21 protein-coding genes are annotated in these 26497 nt (G+C 43.5%); 11 read left to right on the top strand and 10 right to left on the bottom strand.

The window, feature by feature from the left end:
* Nucleotides 1-12: 12 nt before the first annotated feature.
* The 3 genes from ruvA to dacB form a co-directional block, all read right to left on the bottom strand.
* A complete protein-coding gene (gene ruvA, locus AC3IRT_RS16060) occupies nucleotides 13-597 on the bottom strand; it encodes a Holliday junction branch migration protein RuvA (RefSeq protein ID WP_489394218.1) in 585 nt (194 codons plus the stop codon).
* A gap of 17 nt (nucleotides 598-614) precedes the next feature.
* Complete coding sequence (locus tag AC3IRT_RS16055; RefSeq protein ID WP_489394217.1) at nucleotides 615-2891, bottom strand: NADP-dependent malic enzyme; 2277 nt, start codon at nucleotides 2889-2891, stop codon at nucleotides 615-617.
* Between the two features lie 70 nt (nucleotides 2892-2961).
* Nucleotides 2962-4374, bottom strand: coding sequence for a D-alanyl-D-alanine carboxypeptidase/D-alanyl-D-alanine endopeptidase (dacB, locus tag AC3IRT_RS16050; RefSeq protein WP_489394216.1), 1413 nt, complete (start codon nucleotides 4372-4374; stop codon nucleotides 2962-2964).
* Nucleotides 4375-4593: 219 nt separating this feature from the next.
* Between dacB and AC3IRT_RS16045 the strand changes: the two genes are divergently transcribed.
* Nucleotides 4594-5730, top strand: a complete 1137-nt coding sequence (locus tag AC3IRT_RS16045) for a beta propeller repeat protein (protein WP_489394215.1) — start codon at nucleotides 4594-4596, stop codon at nucleotides 5728-5730.
* A gap of 67 nt (nucleotides 5731-5797) precedes the next feature.
* On the opposite strand, the gene AC3IRT_RS16040 is transcribed toward AC3IRT_RS16045, so the two are convergent.
* On the bottom strand, nucleotides 5798-7573 hold the full coding sequence (locus AC3IRT_RS16040; protein ID WP_489394214.1) for an aminopeptidase P family protein: 1776 nt from the start codon (nucleotides 7571-7573) through the stop codon (nucleotides 5798-5800).
* A 30-nt stretch (nucleotides 7574-7603) separates the two neighbouring features.
* Complete coding sequence (locus tag AC3IRT_RS16035) at nucleotides 7604-8662, bottom strand: Mrp/NBP35 family ATP-binding protein (protein WP_489394213.1); 1059 nt, start codon at nucleotides 8660-8662, stop codon at nucleotides 7604-7606.
* Between the two features lie 126 nt (nucleotides 8663-8788).
* On the opposite strand from AC3IRT_RS16035, the gene AC3IRT_RS16030 reads away from it, so the two are divergent.
* Both AC3IRT_RS16030 and hpt read left to right on the top strand, forming a co-directional pair.
* Nucleotides 8789-10858, top strand: coding sequence for a transglycosylase domain-containing protein (locus tag AC3IRT_RS16030; protein ID WP_489394212.1), 2070 nt, complete (start codon nucleotides 8789-8791; stop codon nucleotides 10856-10858).
* Between the two features lie 11 nt (nucleotides 10859-10869).
* Entirely contained in the window at nucleotides 10870-11436 is a 567-nt protein-coding gene (gene hpt, locus AC3IRT_RS16025; protein WP_489394211.1) for a hypoxanthine phosphoribosyltransferase, read from the top strand.
* Between the two features lie 3 nt (nucleotides 11437-11439).
* Here hpt and AC3IRT_RS16020 read toward each other — a convergent pair whose 3' ends face one another.
* Nucleotides 11440-12009, bottom strand: a complete 570-nt coding sequence (locus AC3IRT_RS16020; protein ID WP_489394210.1) for a DNA-3-methyladenine glycosylase I — start codon at nucleotides 12007-12009, stop codon at nucleotides 11440-11442.
* Nucleotides 12010-12111: 102 nt separating this feature from the next.
* On the opposite strand from AC3IRT_RS16020, the gene AC3IRT_RS16015 reads away from it, so the two are divergent.
* From AC3IRT_RS16015 to AC3IRT_RS16005, 3 genes are all read left to right on the top strand, one after another.
* On the top strand, nucleotides 12112-13080 hold the full coding sequence (locus AC3IRT_RS16015) for a DUF4271 domain-containing protein (protein ID WP_489394209.1): 969 nt from the start codon (nucleotides 12112-12114) through the stop codon (nucleotides 13078-13080).
* 14 nt (nucleotides 13081-13094) lie between these two features.
* A complete protein-coding gene (locus AC3IRT_RS16010) occupies nucleotides 13095-13862 on the top strand; it encodes a uroporphyrinogen-III synthase (protein WP_489394208.1) in 768 nt (255 codons plus the stop codon).
* A gap of 182 nt (nucleotides 13863-14044) precedes the next feature.
* Nucleotides 14045-14917 (top strand): cupin-like domain-containing protein, encoded by an 873-nt coding sequence (locus AC3IRT_RS16005; RefSeq protein ID WP_489394207.1) that lies wholly within the window; start codon nucleotides 14045-14047, stop codon nucleotides 14915-14917.
* A 74-nt stretch (nucleotides 14918-14991) separates the two neighbouring features.
* On the opposite strand, the gene AC3IRT_RS16000 is transcribed toward AC3IRT_RS16005, so the two are convergent.
* Both AC3IRT_RS16000 and AC3IRT_RS15995 read right to left on the bottom strand, forming a co-directional pair.
* Nucleotides 14992-17922 carry a PD-(D/E)XK nuclease family protein gene (locus tag AC3IRT_RS16000; RefSeq protein WP_489394206.1) on the bottom strand — a complete coding sequence of 977 codons (2931 nt, stop codon included), beginning with the start codon at nucleotides 17920-17922 and terminating at the stop codon, nucleotides 14992-14994.
* A gap of 35 nt (nucleotides 17923-17957) precedes the next feature.
* A complete protein-coding gene (locus AC3IRT_RS15995) occupies nucleotides 17958-21320 on the bottom strand; it encodes a UvrD-helicase domain-containing protein (protein WP_489394205.1) in 3363 nt (1120 codons plus the stop codon).
* Nucleotides 21321-21476: 156 nt separating this feature from the next.
* Here AC3IRT_RS15995 and AC3IRT_RS15990 point away from each other — a divergent pair, with 156 nt between their 5' ends.
* A complete protein-coding gene (locus AC3IRT_RS15990) occupies nucleotides 21477-22001 on the top strand; it encodes a 30S ribosomal protein S16 (protein ID WP_489394204.1) in 525 nt (174 codons plus the stop codon).
* A 99-nt stretch (nucleotides 22002-22100) separates the two neighbouring features.
* On the opposite strand, the gene AC3IRT_RS15985 is transcribed toward AC3IRT_RS15990, so the two are convergent.
* Nucleotides 22101-22967 carry an alpha/beta hydrolase gene (locus AC3IRT_RS15985; RefSeq protein ID WP_489394203.1) on the bottom strand — a complete coding sequence of 289 codons (867 nt, stop codon included), beginning with the start codon at nucleotides 22965-22967 and terminating at the stop codon, nucleotides 22101-22103.
* Nucleotides 22968-23033: 66 nt separating this feature from the next.
* Nucleotides 23034-23999, bottom strand: a complete 966-nt coding sequence (locus AC3IRT_RS15980) for a hypothetical protein (RefSeq protein ID WP_489394202.1) — start codon at nucleotides 23997-23999, stop codon at nucleotides 23034-23036.
* 379 nt (nucleotides 24000-24378) lie between these two features.
* On the opposite strand from AC3IRT_RS15980, the gene AC3IRT_RS15975 reads away from it, so the two are divergent.
* The 4 genes from AC3IRT_RS15975 (at nucleotide 24379) to rimM (ending at nucleotide 26492) form a co-directional block, all read left to right on the top strand.
* Nucleotides 24379-24735: a hypothetical protein gene (locus AC3IRT_RS15975; RefSeq protein ID WP_489394201.1), complete on the top strand. Its 357-nt coding sequence runs from the start codon at nucleotides 24379-24381 to the stop codon at nucleotides 24733-24735.
* Nucleotides 24736-24826: 91 nt separating this feature from the next.
* The gene (locus AC3IRT_RS15970) at nucleotides 24827-25120 is read left to right on the top strand and encodes an alpha/beta hydrolase-fold protein (RefSeq protein WP_489396141.1); all 294 of its coding nucleotides are present in this window, start codon (nucleotides 24827-24829) and stop codon (nucleotides 25118-25120) included.
* A gap of 201 nt (nucleotides 25121-25321) precedes the next feature.
* Nucleotides 25322-25864, top strand: a complete 543-nt coding sequence (locus tag AC3IRT_RS15965) for a DUF1697 domain-containing protein (RefSeq protein WP_489394200.1) — start codon at nucleotides 25322-25324, stop codon at nucleotides 25862-25864.
* A gap of 100 nt (nucleotides 25865-25964) precedes the next feature.
* Nucleotides 25965-26492 carry a ribosome maturation factor RimM gene (gene rimM / locus AC3IRT_RS15960; protein WP_489394199.1) on the top strand — a complete coding sequence of 176 codons (528 nt, stop codon included), beginning with the start codon at nucleotides 25965-25967 and terminating at the stop codon, nucleotides 26490-26492.
* The last annotated feature ends 5 nt before the right edge of the window (nucleotides 26493-26497 follow it).

Genomic DNA, 26497 nt, shown 5'->3' with positions numbered 1-26497 from the left:
AAATGAATGTAATTATAGTTTTTTCAAGGCTGCTTTAATCAAGCTTTCCACAGAATGGTCTTCCGTAGATTGCAAAATTTGCTGCATGACCTTTTCTACTTGAGGTTTCGGGAATCCCAGCATGATTAATGCGGAGTTGGCCTCTTCGTGCGCCGATTGCGTAGGAACGTGATCCATTAGCAAGGCGTTTGGCCCTTCTTTCTTCAATTTGTCCTGCAATTCTAAAATCACACGTTGCGCGGTTTTAGGGCCAATGCCTTTGATCCGTTGGATCACAGCAACTTGTCCTTGTACGATCGCTAGTTGGATCTCCTCTGGCGTAATGGAAGAAAGCATCATCCGGCCGGTATTTGGCCCGATGCCAGAAACAGAAATCAAGTGATTGAATAAGTGCCGTTCGCTCTCTGTCGCAAAGCCATACATGGTCTGCGCATCTTCGCGTACCTGAAAAGAAATGAACAGCTTACAGCGTTCTATTTCTTTAATTTGGCTAAACGTGGTTAACGATATGTGCACATGGTAACCCACGCCACCCACGTCAATGATGACGTGGGTAGGGGATTTTAATACCAGTTGTCCGTCGAGGTACTCGTACATAGCTTTTTGTTAGAATATTAGTTTTCTCTAGATTGTGCGTCTACCACGGCAATTTTTACCATGTTGACAATCTCACGCACCGAGCTATCCAACTGCAAGACATGTACCGGCTTGTTCATACCTAATAAGATTGGTCCGACCGCTTCTGCTTCGCCCACTTCTTGCAATAATTTGTAAGCAATATTTCCTGATTCCAAGTTCGGGAATATCAAGGTATTGGCTGCTTCACCATTCAACTTGCTGAACGGGAAGTTTGCATTCAGCATGTCTTTATTCAACGCAAAGTTAGCTTGCAAATCACCATCCACAATGATCTCAGGAGCTTTATCATGTAATATTTTTACCGCTTGACGTACCTTATCGGCTACTCGGCCCTCGGTCGAGCCAAAGTTGGAGTACGATAACATCGCAATGCGTGGTGTAATATTAAAACGCTCTTTCACCGCGTTGTTTACCAAGATGGTGATTTCCGCTAAATCTTCTGCACATGGATCTTCGTTTACCGTGGTGTCAGCCAAGAAAATAGGTCCTTTTTTCGTCAACATCATGTACATACCGGCTACTCGGCTTCCTGGTTTTGCACCAATCACTTGTAATGCAGGGCGAATAGTTGTCGCATAACTGCGCGTCAATCCAGAAATAAAGGTGTCTGCTTGGCCAAACTCGACCATCGAAGCCGCATAATAGTTGCGGTTACCACGGATCAATTTTTCGGCCTCTAAGCGGCTAATGCCACGACGCTGGCGTTTCGTATACAAATGATCCACAAATTGCTTAAACGTATCTGTTTTTACTTGTTTGCTAGGATCGATGATCTGAGTGCCTTCCAATTCGAAAGCATATTCTTCGATGATATGACGAATGCGCTCTTCGTCGCCCAACAAGATAGGAATAGCAATTCCTTCTTCTAGTACGATTTGCGCTGCGCGCAATGTTTTGTAGTTATCTGCTTCGGCAAATACCACGCGTTTCGGGTTGTTCTGCGCGCGTGCAGAAAGCGTCCGCATGATGCCATCATCTTTACCTAGGCGCTTGCGCAATTCTATGCTGTATTCTTCCCAGTTATCAATCGTTTTGCGTGCTACGCCGGATTCTACTGCTGCTTTGGCAACTGCCACAGATACTTCGGTAATCAGGCGTGGGTCCGTTGGTTTAGGGATCACATATTCCTCCCCAAAACGAAGGTTATTGGTGTTGTATGCTTGGTTTACTTCTTCTGGCACGGGCTCTTTCGCCAATTTTGCAATAGCATGTACCGCGGCGATTTTCATTTCTTCGTTGATCGCTGTGGCGCGCACGTCCAATGCACCACGGAAGATATATGGAAATCCCAATACATTGTTTACTTGATTCGGGAAGTCGGAACGACCAGTTCCCATAATCATATCATTGCGCGTAGCGCAAGCCAGTTCGTAGTCAATCTCCGGATTCGGGTTGGCCATCGCCAACACGATTGGTTTGGCCGCCATGGATTGTAGCATTTCTGGTGTCAATACATCCGCCGCAGATAATCCAATAAATACATCGCTGTCTTTTACGGCATCGGCTAAGGTATAAATATCACGATCAGTTGCCCATTCTGCCTTAGTAGGATCTAAGTTGTCACGATCATTGCGGATAACACCTTTGCTATCCAGCATCACGATGTTTTCTTTTTTAGCACCTACAGCGATATACATCGCCGTACAGGAAATTGCGGCAGCACCCGCGCCATTCACTACGATTTTTACTTGGCTAATATCTTTTTGCTGTAGTTCACAAGAGTTGATCAAGGCTGCGCCAGAAATAATGGCGGTACCATGCTGATCATCGTGCATCACCGGAATGTTCATTTCTGCTTTCAGCCTGCGCTCAATCTCGAAACATTCTGGTGCTTTGATATCTTCTAAGTTGATGCCTCCAAAAGTCGGCTCCAAGGCTTTGACTATTTTGACAAACTCATCTACATTTTTGGTGTCCAACTCTAAGTCAAACACATCGATATCGGCAAATATCTTGAATAACAAACCCTTTCCTTCCATCACTGGTTTACCGGCTTGAGCACCGATATCACCTAATCCCAATACGGCAGTACCATTAGAAATTACCGCGACCAAATTGCCCTTTGCGGTGTATTTGTACGCATCTTCGCTATTCTCCGCAATTGCCAAACACGGCTCAGCAACTCCTGGCGAATAGGCCAATGATAAATCTCGCTGTGAACTATGAGGTTTGGTAGGGACTACTTCGATCTTGCCCGGACGACCGGAAGAGTGGTAACGTAATGCGTCCTTTTTTCTATTTGCACTGCTCATTGAATTCTGTTTTGATGTATAAGTTTATGTTTGTGGGTACAAATCTATTATTATTCCATGACTTGAAGAACTATTGTTTTAACACGTTCAGTAATTTGAACATGCGCTGACGCATACTCGCTGCGCTCCCTTTGTAATTGTTGACAAAAAGGGTGAAAGTCAGCTCTTGGCCCGCCTTATTGGTCTGAAATCCGCTGTAGCCAAGTACACCGCCGATCGTGCCGCTTTTCATTTTCATTTGGTTGATCGTGGGCAGGCTTTTGTAGAAATCTGCATACCAAGGCCTGCTGCAAGCGTATTGCATGATGCGGTTCATTGAATTGGCCGTCACGCGGTTTGCAGGCGATAATCCAGATCCATCCAGCATACCTAGATCCGAATGGGGAATGCGCAAGGTCTTGTTCCAGTACGCTACGACATAATCGGCGCTTTCTGCCGTTGTTTTTACATTTTTCTGCTCGCGTCCGATCGTTTTCAATAAGGCTTCGCCGAATAGGTTAATGCTTTTATGATTGAACCAATAGATAATCTCTGACAACGCGGGTGACTGATGAGTCGCAATGGTTTTTGTGGGTAAGCGTTCGTAATCCGTAAGTTTAAAAGCAGAAGCTGCAACACCATCCACCAACACGCCTTCCTGCGCCAGATTTGCTTTCAAATCGTGTGCAAGCTGATACGCCGGATCTGGAATAGAGATTTCGATGGTTTTATTCAAGTCTTTGCCGTAGCTGCCTTTTAACAAGATGGAATTGGCGTAAGGTGTAGAAAAACCAAATACCTTGTCGCCCGTTCCGGCATTTCCTGTAGTTACTTCATTGTGAATGGTCAGATAACTCAGATCGACCGATAGTTTTTTGATGGCCGCTGGTTTGCCAACCGCCGCAGGCGAGAAGGTAATACCTGCTTTATTCTCCTTCCAATTAAGCCCAGAAACACCAGCTCCATAATAATTACCAATATCTGCGGCTGGCCAACCCGTCGGCACTTGGTTGCCATCGAATATAGTATCATCGCCAATGATGTGACCGCGAATACGCTTAATACCCAATTGCTTAATGGCAAATGTCCAATTGTCTAAGATGTTTTGTGCTTGAGTCGCCTCATAGCGATCGCTGCCCAAAGTAGGATCGCCGCTGCCCTTTATGATAATATCGCCTTGAAGATGTCCCATCTTGTCGATTGCACCAGTATACGATAGCGTTGTGGTGTATTTATAATCGGAACCTAGCAATTCGAATGCGGTGATGCTCGTAATCACCTTTAAGGTCGAAGCGGTAGCCATTCCAGTATTCGCTTGATGCTCAAATACGACCTGTCCCGTTTTTGAATCAGTAACAATGAAGGCGGCTTGCTGTGTCGTCAACCCGCCTTCGCTGCGAAATTGATTGAATGCTGTGGAAAGTTTGCTGCTCAGGTTTTGCGCAGAGCTATTGGTAACAAAAAGAATAGAAATGAAAAATAAGAAGGATTTAAAAAATGCCATATCACAAATATCGGGATATGACCTACACGAAGATGTTAAATAGCCCTAGTTTTTCACATAATCATACAACATCTTGTGAACAGCTTAGAATAAGATGCAGTCAATCATTATTTGCAGTGTTAAAGCTATATTAAGAATATATGAATATTAAGGTTGTGTTTCTCTATGTTATGAAATTTAAATATTTTCGTGTCATTGCTATCAAATTAATAACTAAAGATGAATCGCATTTTTTTACTATCAAAGCTATTTATATTAGCTTTACTATTCTCGGTGTTGTCCGGTTGCTCCAAAGAAAATATGATCGAAACAGAGCCCATAGCGGAGCAAGAAGAAAAGTTGAGCTGGAAGGCGGTTGAGCGTTTCAGTTTTTTTGATGTCACGCAGTTGAATGGTTTCGCAACCGAAGATCGCTTTTCTATTTTAGGTACAAGTGGTTTTGCGAATTTGGCCAAATCCGACTCAAACGCTGCTAAAGATGCCCCAATCTTTCAGATGTATGCATTAGATTTTATTCCACCATCGAATCGCAAGTTTCCCATTGGTGCGCATTATTTTGTGGGATCAAATATGTCGTCCAGCGATGCAGTAGGCTTTTTCTGTACTGAAAATCCCATTCGTGCAACTAGGAAGGATTGGATATATATTAGAAGCATTGACCCTCTTTTTGCCGATATGAAAGGCGTACATGTGGCTTCTGGTGATGCGATGGTTATTAATAATAAAAATAACCAAACGCTGATCGCTTATGGCGCTTCGGTCATACCTGGCCATGTGTCATTACTACGTTTTCTTCTGGTAGACGTTGATCCTGGAGATTACGATGCTTATCGTCCGTTAAAAGTACAGTCGACAAAAATTATTCCGATTGATGCTTTGCTAGAAACGAATGTTGTTGCCATGCTTGCAGTGGAAGATCATTTTTTGGTGTCCTCTTTCGAGAAAACCTATCTGATAGATTCGGAAGGAGGTTTTAAAGAAGTATTAGGTGTACCCGTTCACAATATTTTTCAAGATCAGGGTGTCGTGTATGGCACGTCTTTCGGTAATTTAATGATGTCACACGATGGTGGAAATAACTGGACAAAAGCAAAATTGCCTTTTGATAACATGAGAGAGATCAACTTTACACATGTTGGCGATGACCTTGTTGGATATCGGTATGGTCAGCTTTGGCGGTTTAATTTCCGGGATAACGGATATCAAGTAGAAGAGCTTGATAATACGGGTTTGGAAGGAAAGGCAATCACATCGGTCAATGCTTTTGATGGTCAAGTGTATATAACAACGCTCGCAGGCGTATACCACAAACCTGTAGAACAGTTTTTCGAGGTCAAGCCAAAGGAAATTAATTAATACAATGTGATTAAAAAGATTTCAAAAAATAAATGGCCGTAAGATTTCGTCTTACGGCCATTTGTTTTTAAATTTTCGCTGTTTTCTCTTTCAACCAAGCTGCTTCTTCTATGGAGAGCAGCGGCGATAGCTGATTGTAGGTCCAATCATTGTAATTGTTGAGCCAGTCAATGTGTTTTTGATCCAACAATGCCGTATTCACCAAGTCAGTAGTGATATAGCAAACTGTCAACGTTTCAAAATCCATGAAATCACCAAACTCATTATGAGATAGTGCACGGCTCAATACCAGATTTTCGATACGGATACCATACGATCCTTCGCGGTATAATCCTGGTTCTATCGAAGATATCATGCCTTCTTCGATAGCGATATCGACATTTGAAGGATTTAACACCTGTGGGCCTTCATGCACATTCAGAAAGAAGCCCACACCATGTCCTGTACCATGTCCGTAGTTGCGCAAGGTTTCCCAGATTGGGCGACGCGTAATCGCATCAATCTGATAGCCGCGCGTGCCTTGTGGGAAAACAGCCATGGATCCTTCGATCAGACCTTTTAATACAATGGTATAATCTTCTTTTTCTTCCGAAGTGATGTTTCCTAAAGAAACAACACGGGTGATATCGGTTGTACCAGAAGTGTATTGGCCACCAGAATCTACCAATAACAATCCAGCAGATTTTAAGGTTGCATCACTCTTAGGCGTCGCTTTGTAATGTGGCAATGCACCGTGCTCCAAATAGCCAGTAATGGTATCAAAAGAGATATCCACAAAACCATCCTGCGCCGCACGGAATGTCCGCAGCTCGTCGGATATACTGATTTCTGTCAGATTTCCATTGCCTACATTTTCCTCCAACCATTTGAAGAAACGCGTGAGCGCTATTCCATCTTTCAGCATGGTTTCGCGTGAAAAGCTTACTTCGGTAGGATTTTTCACCGCCTTCAAAAATGTAGATGGATTCGTGTCTTCCAAAACCTTCACGGATGCAGGAATGCTTTCGTATACGGCATAACAAGTCCGTTTTGGGTCGATCAGGATCTGTTCTACAGCCAATTGTTGAACAGCAGTATGTATACTGTCGTATGGTTTTATATTAACACCTGCGGCATTCAATGCTGCTTGATCGGCCGCCGATAATTTAGAAATATCGATGAATAGCGTTGCACGCTTTAATTCGACCATCAAGAAACCGAGCACAACAGGATTGCAGGGCACATCATTACCACGAATATTCAATGTCCAAGCCAAGTCATCTAAAGAAGAGATGATATGTGCCTGTGTATGGAGTTTCTCCATCTTGAGGCGAATAGCAGCAATTTTGCTGGCCGCATCTTGTCCGGTCGTATCCGGATGAATGAGGTAAGCGGCATCGGTCGGAAGCAATGGCCTGTCTACCCAAGCGGCGTCTAATAAATCTACACCGCCATCAATCGCTATTCCCAATGGTTCTAACTTTTCTTTGATGGTTTTTGCCAAAAGAAGTGAAGTCAGATTACCATCGAAAGCAACGGTATTTCCTTTGCTGAATTTTTCGGACAACCATTCTACATATTCTGCTTTGTGCTGTATTTTTAGTTTTACCAACTCAAAACCAGTATCTAAGAGCTGCTCTCTACCTTGCACGAAATAGCGCGCATCGGTCCATAATCCAGCAAAATCTTGTGTAATCACCAAAGTACCTGCCGATCCGGTAAATCCTGAAGTCCACGCAATCGCTTTGAAGCGATCGGGAAGGTATTCACTGATATGGGGATCTGCAGAAGGTATAATATAGGCATCTATGCTGCGCTCCGCCATGGATTCGCGAATAGCTGCCAGCTTTTTAATGTGTTCCATATGTATTACTGTTTTGTACTAAAAATCTATTTAGGTATTTGCCAGAATAGATAATTCCTGTGCCACGCGGCCTGCGATCTGCACATACGCTTGTGCTACCGGCTCCTGATCGTCCAACAAGATGGGGAAACCATTGTCGCCTGCGTCGGCTACTGCTTTCACCAATGGTATTTCTCCTAAGAAAGGTACGTTATTTTCAGTGGCTAGGCGCTTTCCGCCATCTTTCCCGAAAATATAATATTGTTTATCAGGCAATTCTGCTGGAGTGAAATACGACATGTTCTCGACGATACCGAGAATAGGCACATTGATGCCTTCCATGCGATACATCGCCATTCCTTTGATCGCATCTGCCAATGCGACGTGCTGCGGTGTCGTCACAATCACCGCTCCTGAAATAGGATAAGTTTGTGATACCGTGATGTGGATATCGCCTGTGCCCGGCGGCATATCGACTACGAGGTAATCGATCTCGCCCCAATCGGCATCATTGAACAATTGCTTGATCGCAGAAGTGGCCATCGGCCCGCGCCAAGGAATCGGCTGATTAGGATCTGTAAAGAAGCCAATGCTCAACAATTTCAGTCCGAATCGCTCGATAGGAAGTATTTTGGTTTGTCCGTCAGCTGTTTGTGTGGATTGTGGCTTCGCGCCTTCCAGGCCAAACATAATCGGCAGCGAAGGGCCATAGATGTCGGCGTCAAGCAAACCCGTGCGCGCGCCTTGCTGGCTTAGTGCCAGCGCCAAGTTGGCTGCTACAGTAGATTTGCCGACTCCACCTTTACCAGAGGAAACTAGAATGATGTTTTTAATTCCCTTCAGCTGATTGCTGTCTGCTCCGATCACGCGCGAGGTCATGTTGATGTCCACGGCGATTTCTTTGGAAACAAATAAACTGATGGCATTGCGGCAGGCGTGCTCGATATGTCCTTTGAGCGGACAAGCTGGCGTCGTCAAAACGACATCAAACCGGATTTTGTTGGGAAGGATCTCTATATTTTGGATCATGTTCAGCGTCACGAGATCCTTTTTTAAATCAGGTTCTTCGACGTGACCCAGCGCATGTAGAATTTGTTCTTGCGTAATCATTATCTTTCGTTGGAGATACAAAGCTAAATAATGCGGTGCATACTCTTGTCATTTGGATGTTTTTAATGGTTTTTTGTCTATTTTTAAGCCGTATTTTCACTTCATATTATCCCAGAAAATCACTTTATGTTTGCTAAGAAGATTCCTATCACCGCTCAACAGAAAAAATGGCTTTTCATTTCGATGGCTGTCCTGTTGCTGATTATGGCGATTGGCTTTATCTACTATTTTTCGGTTCGTCAAGGTTTGTTGGACCGAGCGATGGCTCGTGCGCAGAAACAATTGAAGGAAGAGTACGGACTTACGTTGAGCGTGGAAGATTACGGCTTCGCAGGATTAAGTACCGTAGCGCTGAGCGGGGTAACCGTGATTCCAGATTCTGCTGCGCAGTTAATGGCGGTTAAGCAGCTGAACGTCTCGGTCGAATTTTGGCCTTTATTGCGTAAGCGCATCAAGCTCGATGCAGTCGGCATGGATCATGCGGCGCTTACGATGGTAAAAGAAGGTGATCGCACCAATTACGACTTCTTGTTTCGCAAGAAAAACGCGTCGACCAAAGATACCACAAGCGCCAAAAGTAGTTTAGCGCAAAAGGTAGATCGGCTAATCCGTCAGGCATTCGATAAGATTCCATCCAATCTAGATCTGAACGAAGTTCATGTGACCTATCAGGATAGTTCCGGCATACAAGGATTACATGTTCCCGAAGGCAAAATGCGCAATGGCCGCTATGACGTGGATGTATTCTTGAATGAGGTCAGTGATAAATGGAATCTCAAAGGTCGGATAGATGCCAGTGATGAAGAGTTTAGTGTGACCGTCACGTCCGATCGCCCAGATATGGAAGTGCCATTTTTGCGTAGTCGACTTGGCTTGGCGGTGCGTTTTAAAGCCGTGACCTTCGATCTGAAAGAGATTAAAAGACATGGTAAGGATCAATTAAAATTGTCCGGAAATTGGGAAGTAGAGCAATTGCAGGTACAACATCGCAGATTGTCCGAAAAACCCATCGTCGTGCCTCAGGCCTCTGCCGAAGGCGGTTTTCTACTGTCAGAAAATGCTGCTGAATTGTTGGAAAATTCCTCTATGAAAGTGCGCGATTTTGTCGTGAAGCCAAAGCTTAAATACACGCATACACCGAGCAAATTGCTGGAATTGTCTGTGAGCACGGGCCAGTTTGCCGCGCAAGATTTTTTTGATGCGATACCCAATGGCTTGTTCGAGACCTTGGAAGGCATCCAAGTAAAAGGAAATATCGCCTACCAACTCAATTTTAAAGTAGATTTCGACAATCCAGAGGATTTGGTTTTTCAGTCGCAGATGGATGATCGCGAATTGCAAATCGTGCGTTGGGGCAAGGCCGATGTAGCTGCGCTAAACCAGCCATTCGTACACGGTGTGTATGAAGATACCAGCAAGCTGCGCGATATTGTGGTAGCGCCATCTAATCCCAACTTTCGGAATCTGACGCAGATCGCGCCAATCTTGCAACGCACGGTATTGAATACCGAAGATCCGTTCTTCTATAAACACCATGGTTTTGAGGAAGAAGCTTTCAAGCTATCTATCGTGACTAATATCAAGGAGCGTGCATTCAAGCGCGGTGCGAGTACCATTTCCATGCAATTGGTCAAAAACTTATACTTAGATCGCAATAAAACCATGACTCGCAAGTTCGAAGAAATCGTGTTGGTTTGGCTGATGGAGCGTTCGAAAGTAGTCAGTAAAGATCGTTTGTTTGAAATCTACCTCAACATCATCGAGTGGGGCAAAAACATATATGGTATTACGGAGGCTGCCAATTATTATTTTGGCAAGACGCCTAATGAGTTGAATGTCGGTGAAAGTTTGTTTCTGTCCAGTATTATTCCAAGGCCAAAAACAGGTTTATCATCTTTCGATTATACCGGGCATTTGAAGCCATGGGTACGTCGGCATTTTAATACTTACGGCTATATTTTGTCAAAACTCAACCAGCTCCATGACGTAGAAGTGCCCGAAGCATACGGTTTTTATGGCGTGACCTTACAGCCAAATCTCCGTCCGCCAAGACCGTATGGTGTCGTTGATTCTATACCATCTGCTGATGATTTGCATAATCTCATTGATGGCATCGATGCAGAGGAGCAGCAGCGTCGTAGTTTGATAGAGCGCCTGTTTGGCAAAAAAGAACAAGAAGAAGTAGAAGAAGAATAAACCCGCGATGCATGAATAATAAAATTACGATTGACGATCTGGATTTTGAATTGCTGATCGACAATGACCAAATACTTAAAAGTACCCGCCTGATTGGGATTGATATCAACGTAAAATACGAGGATAAGATGCCCGTCTTTATTGGTGTGCTAAATGGCTGCTTTATGTTTATGGCAGATTTGCTGAAGCAAATCACAGTTCCTTGCGAGATGTCTTTCGTGAAGCTATCCTCGTATCATGGTACAGAGCAGCAAGAGGTCCAAGAATTATTGGGCTTGGAAATGGATCTACGCGGGCGGCACATTATCATTGTGGAAGATATCGTAGACACGGGCAATAGCTTGAAGCATACGATGGAAGCGTTGGAAAAACTGGAAGTGCAATCTATCGCGGTATGTACATTATTGATCAAGCCGTCTTGTGTGGAACATGAGTTTGACAATATTTTATATACGGGATTCGAGATTGAAAAAGAATTTGTAGTGGGCTATGGCTTAGATTATAATGGGATGTGCCGTAATCTCATGCATATCTACAAACATGTTCCAAGAGAAGAAGAAGACCGCAAAGCGGAATAGCTTTTATACGCGAAAGGAGCAATCCGTCACATGGTCGTTCACCATACCGACCGCTTGCATGTAGGCATAGCAGATCGTCGTTCCGAAAAACTTAACACCGCGTTTTTTCAAATCTTTGGCGATAGCATCGGATATTGACGTAGCGGCAGGTACTTCGCTCAGGCGATTAAAGTTGTTGATGATTGGCAGATTATTTGGCATGAAGGAATAAAGGTATTGGTGGAAACTACCAAATTCGGCTTGGATCGCTAGGAAAATTTGCGCGTTGGTAATCGTACTTTTCACTTTCAAGCGATTCCGGATGATTCCAGCGTCCAATAATATTCTTTCTACATCATCTTCGGTGAATTGAGCGACGGCTTGCGCATCGAAATCAGCAAATAGACGCCGGTAATTCTCGCGTTTGCGCAAAATCGTGATCCAGCTAAGACCGGCTTGTGCTGATTCCAATACCAGAAATTCAAACAATATCTGATCATTCGTCACCACCCGACCCCATTCTTTATCGTGGTATTCTTGATACAATTCATCTTGGCCGCACCATCCGCAGCGTGTATATTTGCCTTCTGCCATCTTGTTGGTGAAATTACGAGTTTCTTCGCAATAATTGCTATTCGTACATCTTCCTATTTATCTTTTGTCAATTCCCGATTAACTCTCTATTTTTACGACTGCATGCACATACGAACTTTTTGGATTTCCTTTTTAGCGACTATCGTAATACTGCTGTCTAGTACTGGGCATGGTAGGGCGCAGAACATAGATCTTGCAGCAGATTCTGTAGCGCGGCTGCAAGATAGCCTTCGTCGCGAATATGTGCAGGATTCGGTGCGAAACGTGTTTGCTACAAAATACGCTGCACTGATCTACGATAATCCTTACAGGGAAGGTTTTATAGATCATCGTTTACGAGATGTGTTAAAAGCCGCTCCGGGCAAATTTTTGGTGTGGGAAGAATATCTTGCTGATTCGGCAAGCGATGCAGTTGCAGCTGGAATAGAACGATCACGTCGGCCTTTGTGGGTATTTGGCACTGCGATGGCGCTGCTTCTCTGCGTCGGTGTTATTCGTTTTATATTTCCGGCCGAGTTTCATATTATTATAGATGCTTATTATCGGGAGCGTTTACTACAGCAGATTAGCAAAGAAGATAGTATGGCGACTTCTTGGCCTTACATCTTTTTGTATGGCGTATTTAGTCTAGCCTTAGGTTTGTTTATCGTGGTGTATATGTCCGGTTTTCGTGATGCCCATTTCCTCACTTTTGGCAACTACATGAGAGCATCCGGATTGATCGCTGTTCTCTTTATCCTGAAAATATTGTTGGTGCGATTTGTATCCTATGTTTTCAATCTGCAGCGGCTCGTACGAGAGTATATTACCGTCATTTATTTGGTATACTTCAATAGTGTGTTGTTTCTCCTGCCATTTTTGCTGTTTATCATCCTTTCACCGACCTCGTATTTTAATATTATATTAATTCTATTCGTGTTATCTGTGTCTATTATGTTCATATATAGGGTTTTGCGGACAGTTTTGAATGTGTTCACTCAGACTCGATTTTCTATATCCTATTTAATTATTTATCTTTGCACCTTGGAAATTGCTCCAATCCTATTGCTGATTAGAGCCCTGGGGAACTAAATAATTTCATATTTATGCAGATTGACGTAGAAAGAGCAAAGAAAGTAAAGAGCATACTCGTGACTTTGCCAAGACCTGAAAATGATAAATCCCCTTATTTCGCATTGGCGGAAAAATATAATTTAAAGCTGGATTTTCGCGCTTTTATTCACGTGGAAGGCGTTTCGGGTAAGGATGTGAAGAAAGATAAGATCAACTTTTCAGATTATACCGCGGTAATTTTTACCAGTAAAAATGCCGTTGATCATTTCTTTCGCGTCTGTGAAGAGATGCGTTTCGAGGTATCGGCGGATATGAAATATTTTTGTATCACGGAGGCCATTGCATTGTATTTACAGAAGTACATTCAGTACCGCAAGCGTAAAATTTTCTTTGGTAAGCAGACCGCGAAAGACTTAGAAGATGTGTTGAAAAAGCACAATTCTGAAAAATTCCTTTTCCCATGTTCTGATGTGGCCAACGAGGAAACGCAAAACTGGTTGCAAGATAATGGCTACGATTCTACCCCGGTTGTCCTTTTCAAAACGGTTATCAGTGATTTGAATGACTTAAAGGAAGTGTTTTACGATGTCATCGTGTTTTTTAGTCCTTCCAGCGTACAGTCATTATTCGAGAACTTTTCGGATTTTGTACAAAACAAGACTCGCATTGCTGCATTTGGAGCTACTACACAGCAAGCGTTATTAGATCATAGCTTGATCTTAGATATCCCAGCACCCACACCAGAAGCACCAAGTATGACGATGGCTGTAGAGCAATACATCAAAACAGTAAATAAATAGGCAATCGCCGAATGACTTAAAAAAGGATGACAATTGTCATCCTTTTTTAATAATATAACTTCCAAGGTAAACTAGAAGTTTATTTAGAATGATTCTCGTCACTTATCAATTCCAAATACGCTTGGGCTGATTTTTGTAGTGATTATTTTTTATGTTTGTATTTATATAAAATAGTTGAGCTTGTGAAACTAAAACCAGTAGAAAGTATCGAGGGAATATCTTCCACAGATTTTGTCAGGGATTATCTGAACAAAGGTCGGCCAGCGCTGATCAAAGATTTCATCAGGAAAGATAGTCCTTGCTGGACAAAGTGGAATTATGAGTTCTTTAAGAAAATAGCAGGTAAGGAAAAAATCAACGTATACGGACGTGAGGAGGAGGGGCAACAACATTTCGCCAGTCCACCGATCGGACAGATGACATTTGGAGAATACCTCGATCTGATTCTCAAAGAGCCTACAGAACTGCGTCTATTTTTGTTCAATCTGATGAAAATCAGACCTGAACTCAAAAAAGATGTACTATATAATGATGTGACCGGTGGCAAAGTGTTGCAATGGTTGCCATATATGTTCTTCGGGGGCGAAGGGTCCGCCACACGAAATCACTTTGATATCGATATGTCGCACGTATTTATATCGCAGTTTCAAGGATCAAAACGTATCTGGATTTTTCCAAATAGCCAGTCTGACTTGATGTACAAGTTGCCTTACAATTTCCATGGCATTGTCAATCTAAAAACGGGAGATCCAGAGGAGTATCCTGGTTTGAAATTGTTGGAAGGCTACGAAGCTGTGATCAATCCTGGAGATACCTTGTATATGCCGGCGGGCTGGTGGCACTACATTCAATACGATACCGAAGGATATTCTATTTCTGTAAGGGCATTGCCCAATTCATTACCTGAAAAGATCATCGGTGCGCGAAATCTATTTGTGACGCGTCATTTCGACGATGCTATGCGTAAAATATTTAAAGATCGTTGGTTCAATTATAAAATTGACATGGCCAAGCGACGTGCCGAGCGAGCCATTCGTAAGCGAATAAAGAATTAATCATGCTTTATCACATACAAAAAGAAGGAAGACCACCGGTCTTCCTTCTTTTTGTATGTGATATGTCGTTGCGCTTAATCATTATCTGAACTTTCGTCCAATCCTTCGGCAACGCTATTACGGTAGAATAGCGTATACGGATCGCTCGGGTACACATGCATATCTGCTTTGTGCTTGAATGGAACCGCAGGATCGAAGATCTCTTCTAAGGTCTTGCGTAGAAAGTTGACGAACTCTTCTTTCTGTTCTCGGAGATAATCGCCTTCCAATGCGCCCATATCCTTGCTGACGAATAAAGTACCGTCTTCGCGCATACGGCGTGCTACATAAAGATGCGGTTCTAAATTGCGCATTCCTGTTTTCTCCTCGAATACATAAGTGTAAAACAGCGTTTGTATCAACGCCTTGTGGATGTCGTTGGTGCCATCAGTAAGCGCAAATACGGTTTCTGCGCTTTCCTCATCCGCTTTGTTTTTGGCTTTTTTGAAAGCCACTTTGTCGGCTCCCGTTTTATAATCCACAATACGCGTTTTTACTTCGCCATCTGGCGTCACGACCTCATCGATTCGGTCAATAATGCCGTATATCTTAATGTATTCGGTCTTGCCTTGTACCGTGATCGGGAAGTCGAGGTAATAATCTTCGCTGTTTTCTAGCTCGATAATACGGAAGGATTGGTACTGCTCGATATCATATTCCAAATACATGCGTATGTATGCCGAAGCAATCTGCAACATGATACGTTGCAAACTATTGAGGTCAGTGGCCGTTTCGTACGTCGTATGGTATTGATGGCCGATCTCCTTCACGACCATTGTTTCAATCTGTGGAATGCTTTCTTCTAGGCGCTTGGTGGCGACAAAGTCAGTCATTCCCCGATAGGGGCTAAAAATTCTTTCCATCACTTCGTGAATGATAGAGCCCAGGTTATTGATTTCAAACTCTTGAGATACTGAAGGCGGCTCTTTGATGCCGGCAATATGCTTTAAGAAAAACTGTAAAGGTGATTGCAGATAGGTCGTGAATCCGGTAGCCGATATATGGCTGGTCTTATCGCGCAGGTAATTGTTGTACAGATTATCCCAAACTTTCCCAGTCTTCTCGATGACCAATTCCGGCTCTTGCGCTGGGAAAGAAATTGGTTGTTGTTGCGTATGATGGATGATGTTGAATTGGCTCTCAAATGCCAGCTGCTTAATAAAGCGACTTTCCTCGCCCGAGCTATTCTCATCCACAATGCTGTTGTAAAACAAGTGTATGGATTCGCTATGTTGAAAATGACGGTAAAAGATATAAGCCGACAATGCATCTTGATTGGCAAGAATAGGCAATCCGTAAGCACGACGCAGATTGTCTGGTAAGAAGGTCGGGGAGTTGGTTGTTTTGGGTAAAATGCCTTCGTTGGCGCCCAATATATATACGTGATCGAAGTTCAGACTACGGCTCTCTAATAAACCCATAATCTGTACGCCTTGCAGCGGATCGCCCTCGATGGCAGCCGATATCGGCAGGAGCGCTTTACGAATCAGGCCGATTTGGAATGGAATATTCAAAGGCCCAATCTGATCCATCCCGAGTAAGAGTTGCTGTAGCACGCGCCGTGTTTCGAAAAGCAAGGTATAATCGATCTGCAAGGCAATGCCCTCGCTGCTGGTCGATTCCTGCAATTTTTCGAGCATCGTGATCATCTTCGGGATTAGTGCTCTTGACTCACCTACCGGCGCAAAGAAATCTGGAATCACGGCGCTACTGATCTGCAACACATCCAATCCTACTTCGAAAAGTTGCTTGTCTAGCACTTCTTTCTGAATGCTATTCTTTTGTTCGCTTGCAATCTTGATTAGCGGATGGCTGAGAAAACTTTCGATAAGCGGATAGGGCAGTTTATGCTTCTTGCGCCAGCTCACTTCTTCCTGCACGGTAAGCCACAAATCGAGTAAGCCGTATAAAGGCGATTGCAATAAGGGAAATCCGGTGGTGATATTCACGCGAATAGCAGGCAGACTTTGCAAAAGCGGTACTAGCAAACTTTCGTCGGCTAGCAAGATCGCGGAGGATTTGCCTTCTTGCTCGTGCTTCTCCAAGATTTGGTAAAGCAGCTTGGTTTGACTCACTCGACCAAGCGAAGCATACAAGTGTATATCATCACGCCGTTGCCCGATCACGTGTGGGGCTTCGCCCAATGAATTGACTAGGTTGTTTACATTACGTCGGATAAAAAGTCCGGCTTCTTGCATCGTATCTTCGACATAGTAAGCGTCGGTATCAAAATAGAATAAGGCTTTGTCTTCGTCTTGCCATCGTTTGAACAAGGTGGATTCCACCCGGTTCAATGCATTAAATCCTACAAAGAGTACTTTTTTGTACGGTGCAATGAACTGCTGTTTGGTAGCGCGGCCTTCGGCCAATTCCCGATACAGCGTCGGGTAGTTCGTTTGCTTTTCTTGCGCCAAACGCCCTTTGAAGCGGCTGTACAAGTGCGGTAACCTTTTCCACAGTTGCAAAAATCGCTGTTGCACCCCGGTGTGCCCCGCCATGGAGAAGGATTGCCAGAATTGACGAATATAACCTTGCTGCTCCGGCGTGAGGTGCTGAAATTCTAAATCAATCTTGCCGGTATCATACAATTCGGTGTAAATCTGATCTACGGCTACCAATTCATAATCCAACTGACTGAAATCACTGAGAATCAATTCGGCAATGGGGTAAAACTCTTCCGGACTTTCGGGTTCGCGACCTTCTTGCTGCAGCAGTTCGTTGTGAATCTCATACAGGTAGAAGAATTGCCGCAAGGCCGAGGCATCCGTTTTGTCCGTAGCCTGCTTGAAAAACTCCTGAATGGTGAAAAATTGTGGTGACCAAATGGCTTGGCCGTACACCTCAGAAAGGTATTTCTTGAGGTAGGTGATCGGACGTTTATTATTGAACACGATAGCGATTTCGGACAGATCTTGTCCGAATCGCTGTTGTATATCTTCGGCTACTAATTGTAGGAATGGCTTCATGGAATGGGCTGATGTTAATGTGTTGCTTGGCATTGCTATACGACCTCCTGTAATTGATTAGAAATGGCGTAATACAGGAATCCCTTCACGTTTTGATATCCCAAATTGCGCAGCGCCTGCATGTATTTGTCGACCTGCGCTTGGTGCCCGACATAATCGCCTTGCGTAAACTTAAAATCGAGCACGATGGTATCTGTGGCATTGGTAAAGACCTTGTCGGGACGAATCGTTTCGCCATCTTTGGTGATAATGCTCGACTCGTTCCAGATTTTGTAATCCTGCATGAGCCATTCGCTGATGCGCGGATGATGCCATACTTGATAGATGTGCTTGCGCAATTCTTCCTTGTCGTCTTTAGCTAATATTCCTTCTTCAATATATTGAGCGATGCGGGATTCGATCTCCAATTCGTTGGCCACTTCAGACAGAATCTCGTGTGCCATGATGCCGTACTGCGCTGCTTTCTCTACTTGTGGTAGCGTAGCTAATGATCGACGGCTGGATTTGTTCCAGGCTTGATCTAGTTCTGCGGAAATCGGATATTGGGTAATAGTAATGCTGTTGTTCGCTACCGAAATTGTTGCTTCGGTCGCTGGTGTCTCGGTCGAATCGTGAATCCGCAACTCCGCGTCTTCCACCAGAAATGGGCTAGTGCTTGTATCCAAAACTTGGAAGATCGCATCGCTGATGTATTCATCTTTAATTTCCAATCCGCTGATCTCGCCCGTCTTTTTGTCCACCGTTTCTTTGAAAAATGGCGCAGTGATGTACAGATGCTTGATGGCGCGTGTGGTGGCGACATAGCAAGTGTTGAGCGCATCCATGTAGTTGAATAGCATTTCTTCAAAATACTGTTTATAAAACAGCGACTGCCCTAAACTCGATGTGTATTTTAGTGGGATTTTGCCCAAAGCTTCAAACGGCGTGCCGTCAGCATCGATCCAAAAATCTCCTAAAGGCATGCCGTCGAGTTTCCAGGCGGCAAACGGCAACATCACTACATCGTAAGCCAATCCTTTTGATTTGTGCACGGTGGTTACTTCAATCGCATTGATCTTGCCGCCGGAAGGCAGCACGGCACGATGTCCATCTTCTTCCCAATACGTCAAAAATTGATGAATACCGCGCTCGCCATTGGCCGAAAATCCAGCAACCAAATCTTTGAAGGCCAATAAATACGGAATATGCAAGTTTTCCGGTTCGGTAAAGCCGAAAATTTCGATCAATCGTTCGATCAGTTGTACTAAAGGAAGCTCAGGCCATTGACCCCAAAACTCAATCAACTTTGGCGGTAAGATCGCGTGTAAACGCTGTATGTCATTCTCCCGAAATAATAACCATTGGTCCTGATCGAAAGCTTCTTGGCGTTGCAAGATTTGGTACAGATAGGCCATATTTGCTTTGTGCACGGTGTGCTTTGCCGAATTATAGACTAAGGCGCGCAGCGTCTCGATGAAGAGCTGTATCGCATCATTAGCCTGTAGGCTAAGTGCATCGCCAGAAATCACTTCGAAGGATAAATTGGTGCTTTGCTTATAAGCCATCAAGGCCTGAATCACATCCTGCGCCTCCTTATTTCTGCGTACCAAAATACCAATCTGATTGGGGCGGTATTTGCCCGAAGAAATCCATTCGCCAATCTGCTCACACAATTTTTGTATTGCATCGGCAGCCACGCGGTTGCTGCGGTACCGCCCGTCCGCCACGGGCAGATATACTAGATCAATTTCTCCTTGCGGCTTATCTAGCTGTTGCTTTCCGGCAGGTACGGCTTGATGGCTATTTTCATATGCTTTGACCAGCATTCGATCATTGCCAGATTGATGCCACCATTGCAGATCCTCATCGCTTAGCGCCTCTTGTACATGTGCATTGAGCACCTCTTGCAAATGCGTCGGTAATCCGGCGTAGATGTGATTGTTGAATTGGATAATGTTGGGCAAGCTGCGGTAGTTCACGTCCAATGTTTCGCTCGCGATAAAGCTGGGCTTGTCTTGCTCGCTCAAGTGAAATGCGGATCCGACCTGTTCTTCGACTTGCTGTAGCAAGATACGCCAGTCGCCATTGCGCCAGCGATAAATGCTTTGCTTTACATCGCCCACTACGAGGTGCTCGCTCAGCTGTCGGTCGGCATTGCCGAGCGCATTGATAAGCAAAGGGCTGTAGTTTTTCCACTGCGTACGGGAAGTATCTTGAAATTCATCAAACAGAAAATACCGAAAACGACTCCCGATCTTCTCCCAAATAAAAGTCGGATCGTTGTGCGCATCTAATCCGAGCTTGCTAAGCAATAACTGCGAATCGGAGATGAGCTGTGCGCTATTTTCCTTGCGCCAGCGCGCCAAGAGATCGCTCATTTCTTTGAGTAAGCGTAAGAAATATAAATTGGCCTGCACTGATTGGTAGGCTACGAAAGTCGGGAAGAGTTTTTCCAGCTCGGCCATGCTCTGCAAGACCGGATTGAACTGTGCGATCAAATCATAGCGCACTTGCTTTTGCTGATCGGTGAAAGCATCTTCATTATCAATGAGCTTGGTGTACCTCTCGATGGTTTTCTGGAGGTCGCTGGCCGAGAGCTTGTTGACTTGCGGGCGTAGTTTGCTGGCCGCAAATAATGGATTGCGGGATTTGCCTTTGAGCTCGTCGCCTTGCACTCCTGATGCGGTATATGTTTCTTGAAAAGTGCGAATGGCTTCGGCTAAGGCATCGGTATAGCCTTTGGTCATGGTGGCGCTTTCCTGATTGAGGCGTTCGAAGACTTGGCGCGCATCATTTTGCAAGATGTGGGCATCAAACTCCTGAAAGTTTTCTGAAAAGATCAACCCCGCCAATGATAGGAGTTGCTGGCGGTAATTCCAGTTTTCATTGTTGGCGATTTTTTTCTCGGCGTACTCGATGATCCATTCCAGCAAATCGGGGCGATCGTCTAGCAATTGATTGAGCATAACGGTTAGCTCGGCCTTCACCTTGTTGATGTTCATCTCCACCTTATAACCGGCATCCAGATGCAGCTCGTAGGTGAAGCTGCGGATTACTTTTTGGGAAAATCCATCAATGGTGCTCACGGTGAAATGACTATAATCGTGTAGTATCCTACGGTATACTTGGTGTGCCTTCTGTTGGATGATGGCTTCCGTCCATTGGGTCGATTGCGCTAGCAGGATATTTCTGAAGTCGGCTATTTTGCGATCTTGATTGCCTTCGGCCAATCCTTGCAGCACGGAAAGAATACGCTCTTTCATTTCGGCCGTGGCTTTATTGGTAAAGGTAACGGCCAAAATCTCGCGATAGCTATTCTCATTGTGTAATAGCAGCGTGAGATAATGAATAGTAAGGCTAAACGTCTTGCCCGAGCCGGCGGATGCTTTGAGAATCTTTAAAGGAGGAACCGTATTCATACCGTGAAGGTAATAACTAAGGCTGGTATTTGGAAAAGCAGAGGTTGGCCTGATCGATAGATTTCATTTTGTCTTTACCAATCAAATAGTTACCTTTGCGTCCCCTCTTGTGATTAAGCTCGGGGGATATGTTGAATACATAAAAATTAAAAGAAAATGGCAACTAAAATCAGATTGCAAAGACACGGTAAAAAAGGAAAACCTTTTTACTACGTAGTAGTGGCAGACTCTCGTGCTCCACGTGATGGTAAATTCATCGAGCGTATTGGTTCGTACAACCCAAACACTAATCCAGCGACTATCGTATTAGATTTCGAAAAATCATTGGATTGGATCAATAAAGGTGCTCAACCTACAGATACTGCTCGTGGTATTCTTTCTTCTCAAGGTGTTTTGTACAAAAAACACTTACAAGGTGGTGTGAAAAAAGGTGCTTTTGACGAAGCAAAAGCAGAAGAACTTTTCACTACTTGGTCTGAAGGTAAAGAGTCACGCGTTGAGGGTGCTAAATCTACATTAGCCTCTTCGAAAGACGAAGCTAAAAAAGCAGCTTTAGCGGCAGAAGCGAAGAAAAAAGAAAACAAAGCAGCGGCTATCGCAGCTAAAAATGCACCTGTAGCAGAAGAAGCTCCTGAAGAGGAAGTAGAAGTTGCTGAAGGTACAGAAGAAACAGAAGGATAATTTCTATTTCAAATGTATTCGGAAAAGCCGATCCTTTATGGGGTCGGCTTTTTTTGTGAATGCATTATATGTTTCGGAGAGATTTCCTGCTCAGTGATTTTACTCTTTAAAGTTCCTAGACACAAATGGTAGGCAGTAATATAGCGCCGAGTGCCAATACAGTGCATCGTGCGCACCATCTCTTATGCGAAACTCGACCGGAATCTTCGCTTCACGCATGGCGCGAAAAAAATCAATGTTAGTATCTAACAGGAAATCGTCGTCACCACAATCAACAAACCATTTTACCGTTCTCAATTCTTCTTTTTGCTGTTCTGTCGCATTGACGACATAATCCACACAGCTGTTTTTAATGACGGATTGCGATAATAGGGAAAACTTGTCATCCTCTTTTGGTGGTGTTGAACTATTCGGCATGGCCATCAAGGCACTCATGGCATATATCGAGCTAAACATATCTGCGTGGCGCTGCGCATAACTAGTACTTCCGCCGCCGCCCATAGAGAGGCCAGCAATTGCTCTATTTTGCTTGTTGCCGATAACGCGGTAAGTGCTTTCTATATGTGGTAGAAATTCTTTGTAAAAGAATTGTTCATAATTCCATCCGGGCATATCAAAATAGCCATTCCATTCTGTTTTCGGGTCGCCGCCAGCATTGGGACTTACGATAATCATATCTACCGATTCGCCACTAGCGGCGAGTTGATCTTGCACCTCTCTCACATCATATTTTTCGAACCAAGTGGTGTTTACGCCAGACAGTCCGTGCAGTATATACAGGATGGGGTATTTTTTCTGCGGATTATTTGCGTAATCTTTGGGTAAATAGATTGTGTAAGCTCGATCAGCATTTAAGATTTTGCTGTGCATGATATTGGTTTCTACCGTGCTTTTGGATGCTTGATTTTGGGCACTCGTGCCTATAGCTACGGTAAGCAGAAAGAGGAATAATAGGTGGTATTTCATGGCTAAAATAAATTGTGGTATCTATAAAAATAGAGAATTTTTGTAAGACTTTAAGTGGACATTATTCTATTTACTTGGACTCACGATTGGCGTATTGGATTCAATAATAATGGTAGGGATCAGCGGTAGCGTTTGTTTCCAAATCCCCGATACATCAAATCGATGACCCGATTCCTCATTTTGAATGGTAAATGTGTATTCACAGACGCGTTCCACATACGTCATCTTGCCTTTGAGCTGCAACTTTCTACCCGGATTCACATCGAAATGCGTGCGCGACTGGTTTTCGTCCAGATAGAATGTTTGGGTAGTTCCTTCTTGATATTTTACTGCTGGCGACCACCGATTTCCGCCGTCAACGATTAATTCTTGCATATATACCATGGAATCCTGATCATTCCTTATCCAATCAAACGTGCCATACTCGTTACTCTCGAATGTGGAAGTGTATTTTACATTTTTAAAAATATCTTCGGTCGGCATACTCTTCATTTCTGATGAGCTATTGATCAATTGCAGTGGAGAGCATTCGTGATCACTCGTGTATTTTGTTCGGAATTCTTCCAGCTCTGTAAATTTTCGGTCGACAATTCTATAGCTGCTGCCACGGCGTTGTGTGATCTTGATCTCGTCTCTTTGTCCGTTAGAGACTAGGCCGATGTGAACTGTTCTCGGTGTCTGCTCAAAATTTTCCTTTAGACTCAGAAATAGGGTTGCGCCATTCTGTGACTTGGCCATTTGCAGCCAACCATTAGCGGCAAACACGGTGTCTTGACCATTTAGCCTTAATGCTCGGCCACTGCTATCTGCTAAATTATGCGGTTGATCTTCGAGTTTTACGTAATCTACCACCCAATCTGCACCGGCTATTTCTATATTAGTTGATAAGCCACTGCTAGCACTAAAGTCCTTAAAAGTATTTTCCACCAGTGGAATTGCTGGGCTAGCATCTTTCTTACAGGAAATGATTGCAGTGGTAGCGAAAGTGAATATCATTAAGAATAATGCGGATTGGAGATGCTTTCGATTCATGAGAATAAAATTGGATAGTGTGGCGGCCATCCGGTAGATAACAAGTGACCATCGGTAAATATATGAAAAAATACTATCTGGTCGGCATCAGGTTTTATTAGCGGCGAGCAGTTCCTAAGTTTGTAATAAGTTATTGCTAAAAAGCTTTATTGCTTCGTTAAGTTGCGAAGTAATCATAATTGTCTTTACTCAATTGGCAGATAGGCTTATGTTCCCAATCAGGGAGAGTTAAAGCATTTTATAGTATAAAACTTTAAGGTTAATTTAAATTATTTATTTGAATATTTACCTCGTTTGGATTAGACCTTGATTGTTTTTAGTTAACAACATCTTCTTTGCTATGAATAATCAATTGTGTCCTAAAAAAGCTACGATAATAATGCTATTTATTGTAGCTTTCTCGTTCTTAAGTATTGCGCAGGAACGTCAAGTTCAAGATGAACCTAATCTTGTTAAGTTCAATGCATTGCCACTGGTGATAGGCAAGTTTGCAGTAGAATACGAACGTTTGCTTACCGACCGTATTTCTGTGGGAGCAGAGGTGGCCTTTCGACCCAATAATCGGCTGCCTTTTCGTTCATTTATCGAGAATAGAGTAGACGATGGTGATGTTAGAGATCTAGTGAGAAATTTTAGGAGCACAAGTTTTTCACTCACTCCAGAAGTTCGATTTTATACCTCGAGACGCGAATCTTTCACTGGATTTTATATCGTACCTTACCTGCTAATACATTGAATGAGCTAATAAAAGCAAATAAAATCCCAGCGGTGATGCTTGTTGGGATTGAAAACACGCAAAGAAGGCGAGATTTGACGGGCCGACAAGTATCGAGCAGGACAAAGAAATAGCGCCTGTAGCCGGTGGTTCGGCTGAATTCAGAGCTTTTATTAGTGCAGAACTGATTCTGGAAATCGGTAAGCGGTACAGGACAAATGGGAAAAATGGTATTCTTGGAGAATCTTTGGCTGGGCTTTATGTGGCGGAGACCTTTTTGTTGCAGCCTGATCTTTTTGATTTTTATATGGCCTTTGATCCATCATTGTGGTGGAGTGACGAATATTTTGTAAAAACGGCGGACGTGCATCTAGATAAATTGAAGGACACGAATAAAACTTTCTGATTTGCGGTAGCGGGCATAGACGGGGTTGCCGCATCTGCGCGCAAGCTGTCGGATATTTTGCCAGGAAGAAATCAGGAAAACATTACTTGGAAGTATGCTGATGAAACGAATGAAGAACATCATACTATTTTCCGGGCTACCAAAGAAAGAGCGATTATCTGGACATTGAACAATTTATAAAGATCCTTACTACACATAGTTATGATAACATACATTTCGATATTGAGAGGAATAAACGTAAGCGGACAAAAAACAATTAAAATGGACGCGCTGAAACGTATGTATGAAAGCCTAGGTCTCGAAAACGTGCGCACCTACATTCAGAGCGGAAACGTTCTGTTTTCATCGTCGGGAACAAATTCAAAAGAACTGGAAGACCTAATCTCTAAGGAAATCCAGAAGGAGTTTAGATTTGAAGTACCTGTGCTGGTACTTAATCTAACAACATTACAAGCAATCGTCGCCAATAATCCATTCGCCAAAGAGAATAGCAAAGATATGGCTCTTTTACACATTACTTTTTTAGCGAGCAGTCCAGCAAGTTATGATCTGGAAAGCATTCTCCAAAAGAAACAACCAAGCGAGGAAATTGCGATTACGGCCAACGCTGTCTATTTATATTGTCCGAACGGATATGGCAAAATAAAACTCCACAACAGCTTTTTGGAAAATAAGCTGAATACGCAGGCCACCACACGCAATTGGAAAACGACAAACGAATTGCTAAAATTGGCACTGGTTTAAGAACAGAGCAGTTCTTTGTTGGATAATATCAAAGTTGTCTGCGGTCAAAGGTTTTTTTTAATCTAAGTATATCTTAAAAACATCTGCTTACTTTTGTGGTATGAATATCGATGAATCTTTCTATATAGGGTATATCTCTAAAACGCGCGGCCTCAAAGGCGAATTACAATTCTTTTTCGAATTCGAGGACTATAAGGATTTGGATTTTGATGTGCTCTTCGTAGAGATCAACAAAAAGTTGGTGCCTTATTTTGTGGATCAAATAAAAGTGCAAAATAATAGTACGGCATACGTGAATCTGGAAGATGTGGATCATATTGATAAAGCACAACCGCTTGTGCGCAAGAAAGTATATTTGGCAAATGATAAAATGCCGGTGCGCGATCCTGATGATTTTAGATACAGCGACCTGGTCGGATATGAAGTCGTGGACAATCAGGAAGGCAAGCTGGGGGTGATTACCGGCGTGCAAGAGTTGCCACAACAGCATATTGCGACGGTAGATATGGAAGGCAAGGATTTGATGTTTCCGCTTACCGAACAATTGATTGTAAACATAGGTAAAGACGATCGACTGCTGGAAGTTGATCTGCCAGAAGGATTGGTAGCACTTTACCGCGAGGTATAACAAAA

The sequence above is a fragment of the Sphingobacterium sp. KH_072 genome (assembly GCF_057837975.1).
The sequence above is the reverse complement of the archived record's forward strand: the minus strand, read 5'-3'. Positions and strand labels throughout refer to the sequence as shown.

Coding starts and splice junctions, on each gene's coding strand:
- ruvA (WP_489394218.1), bottom strand. CDS start 597: ATGTACGAGTACCTCGACGGACAACTGGTATTAAAATCCCCTACCCAC.
- AC3IRT_RS16055 (WP_489394217.1), bottom strand. CDS start 2,891: ATGAGCAGTGCAAATAGAAAAAAGGACGCATTACGTTACCACTCTTCC.
- dacB (WP_489394216.1), bottom strand. CDS start 4,374: ATGGCATTTTTTAAATCCTTCTTATTTTTCATTTCTATTCTTTTTGTT.
- AC3IRT_RS16045 (WP_489394215.1), top strand. CDS start 4,594: ATGAATCGCATTTTTTTACTATCAAAGCTATTTATATTAGCTTTACTA.
- AC3IRT_RS16040 (WP_489394214.1), bottom strand. CDS start 7,573: ATGGAACACATTAAAAAGCTGGCAGCTATTCGCGAATCCATGGCGGAG.
- AC3IRT_RS16035 (WP_489394213.1), bottom strand. CDS start 8,662: ATGATTACGCAAGAACAAATTCTACATGCGCTGGGTCACGTCGAAGAA.
- AC3IRT_RS16030 (WP_489394212.1), top strand. CDS start 8,789: ATGTTTGCTAAGAAGATTCCTATCACCGCTCAACAGAAAAAATGGCTT.
- hpt (WP_489394211.1), top strand. CDS start 10,870: ATGAATAATAAAATTACGATTGACGATCTGGATTTTGAATTGCTGATC.
- AC3IRT_RS16020 (WP_489394210.1), bottom strand. CDS start 12,009: ATGGCAGAAGGCAAATATACACGCTGCGGATGGTGCGGCCAAGATGAA.
- AC3IRT_RS16015 (WP_489394209.1), top strand. CDS start 12,112: ATGCACATACGAACTTTTTGGATTTCCTTTTTAGCGACTATCGTAATA.
- AC3IRT_RS16010 (WP_489394208.1), top strand. CDS start 13,095: ATGCAGATTGACGTAGAAAGAGCAAAGAAAGTAAAGAGCATACTCGTG.
- AC3IRT_RS16000 (WP_489394206.1), bottom strand. CDS start 17,922: ATGAAGCCATTCCTACAATTAGTAGCCGAAGATATACAACAGCGATTC.
- AC3IRT_RS15995 (WP_489394205.1), bottom strand. CDS start 21,320: ATGAATACGGTTCCTCCTTTAAAGATTCTCAAAGCATCCGCCGGCTCG.
- AC3IRT_RS15990 (WP_489394204.1), top strand. CDS start 21,477: ATGGCAACTAAAATCAGATTGCAAAGACACGGTAAAAAAGGAAAACCT.
- AC3IRT_RS15985 (WP_489394203.1), bottom strand. CDS start 22,967: ATGAAATACCACCTATTATTCCTCTTTCTGCTTACCGTAGCTATAGGC.
- AC3IRT_RS15980 (WP_489394202.1), bottom strand. CDS start 23,999: ATGAATCGAAAGCATCTCCAATCCGCATTATTCTTAATGATATTCACT.
- AC3IRT_RS15975 (WP_489394201.1), top strand. CDS start 24,379: ATGCTATTTATTGTAGCTTTCTCGTTCTTAAGTATTGCGCAGGAACGT.
- AC3IRT_RS15965 (WP_489394200.1), top strand. CDS start 25,322: ATGATAACATACATTTCGATATTGAGAGGAATAAACGTAAGCGGACAA.
- rimM (WP_489394199.1), top strand. CDS start 25,965: ATGAATATCGATGAATCTTTCTATATAGGGTATATCTCTAAAACGCGC.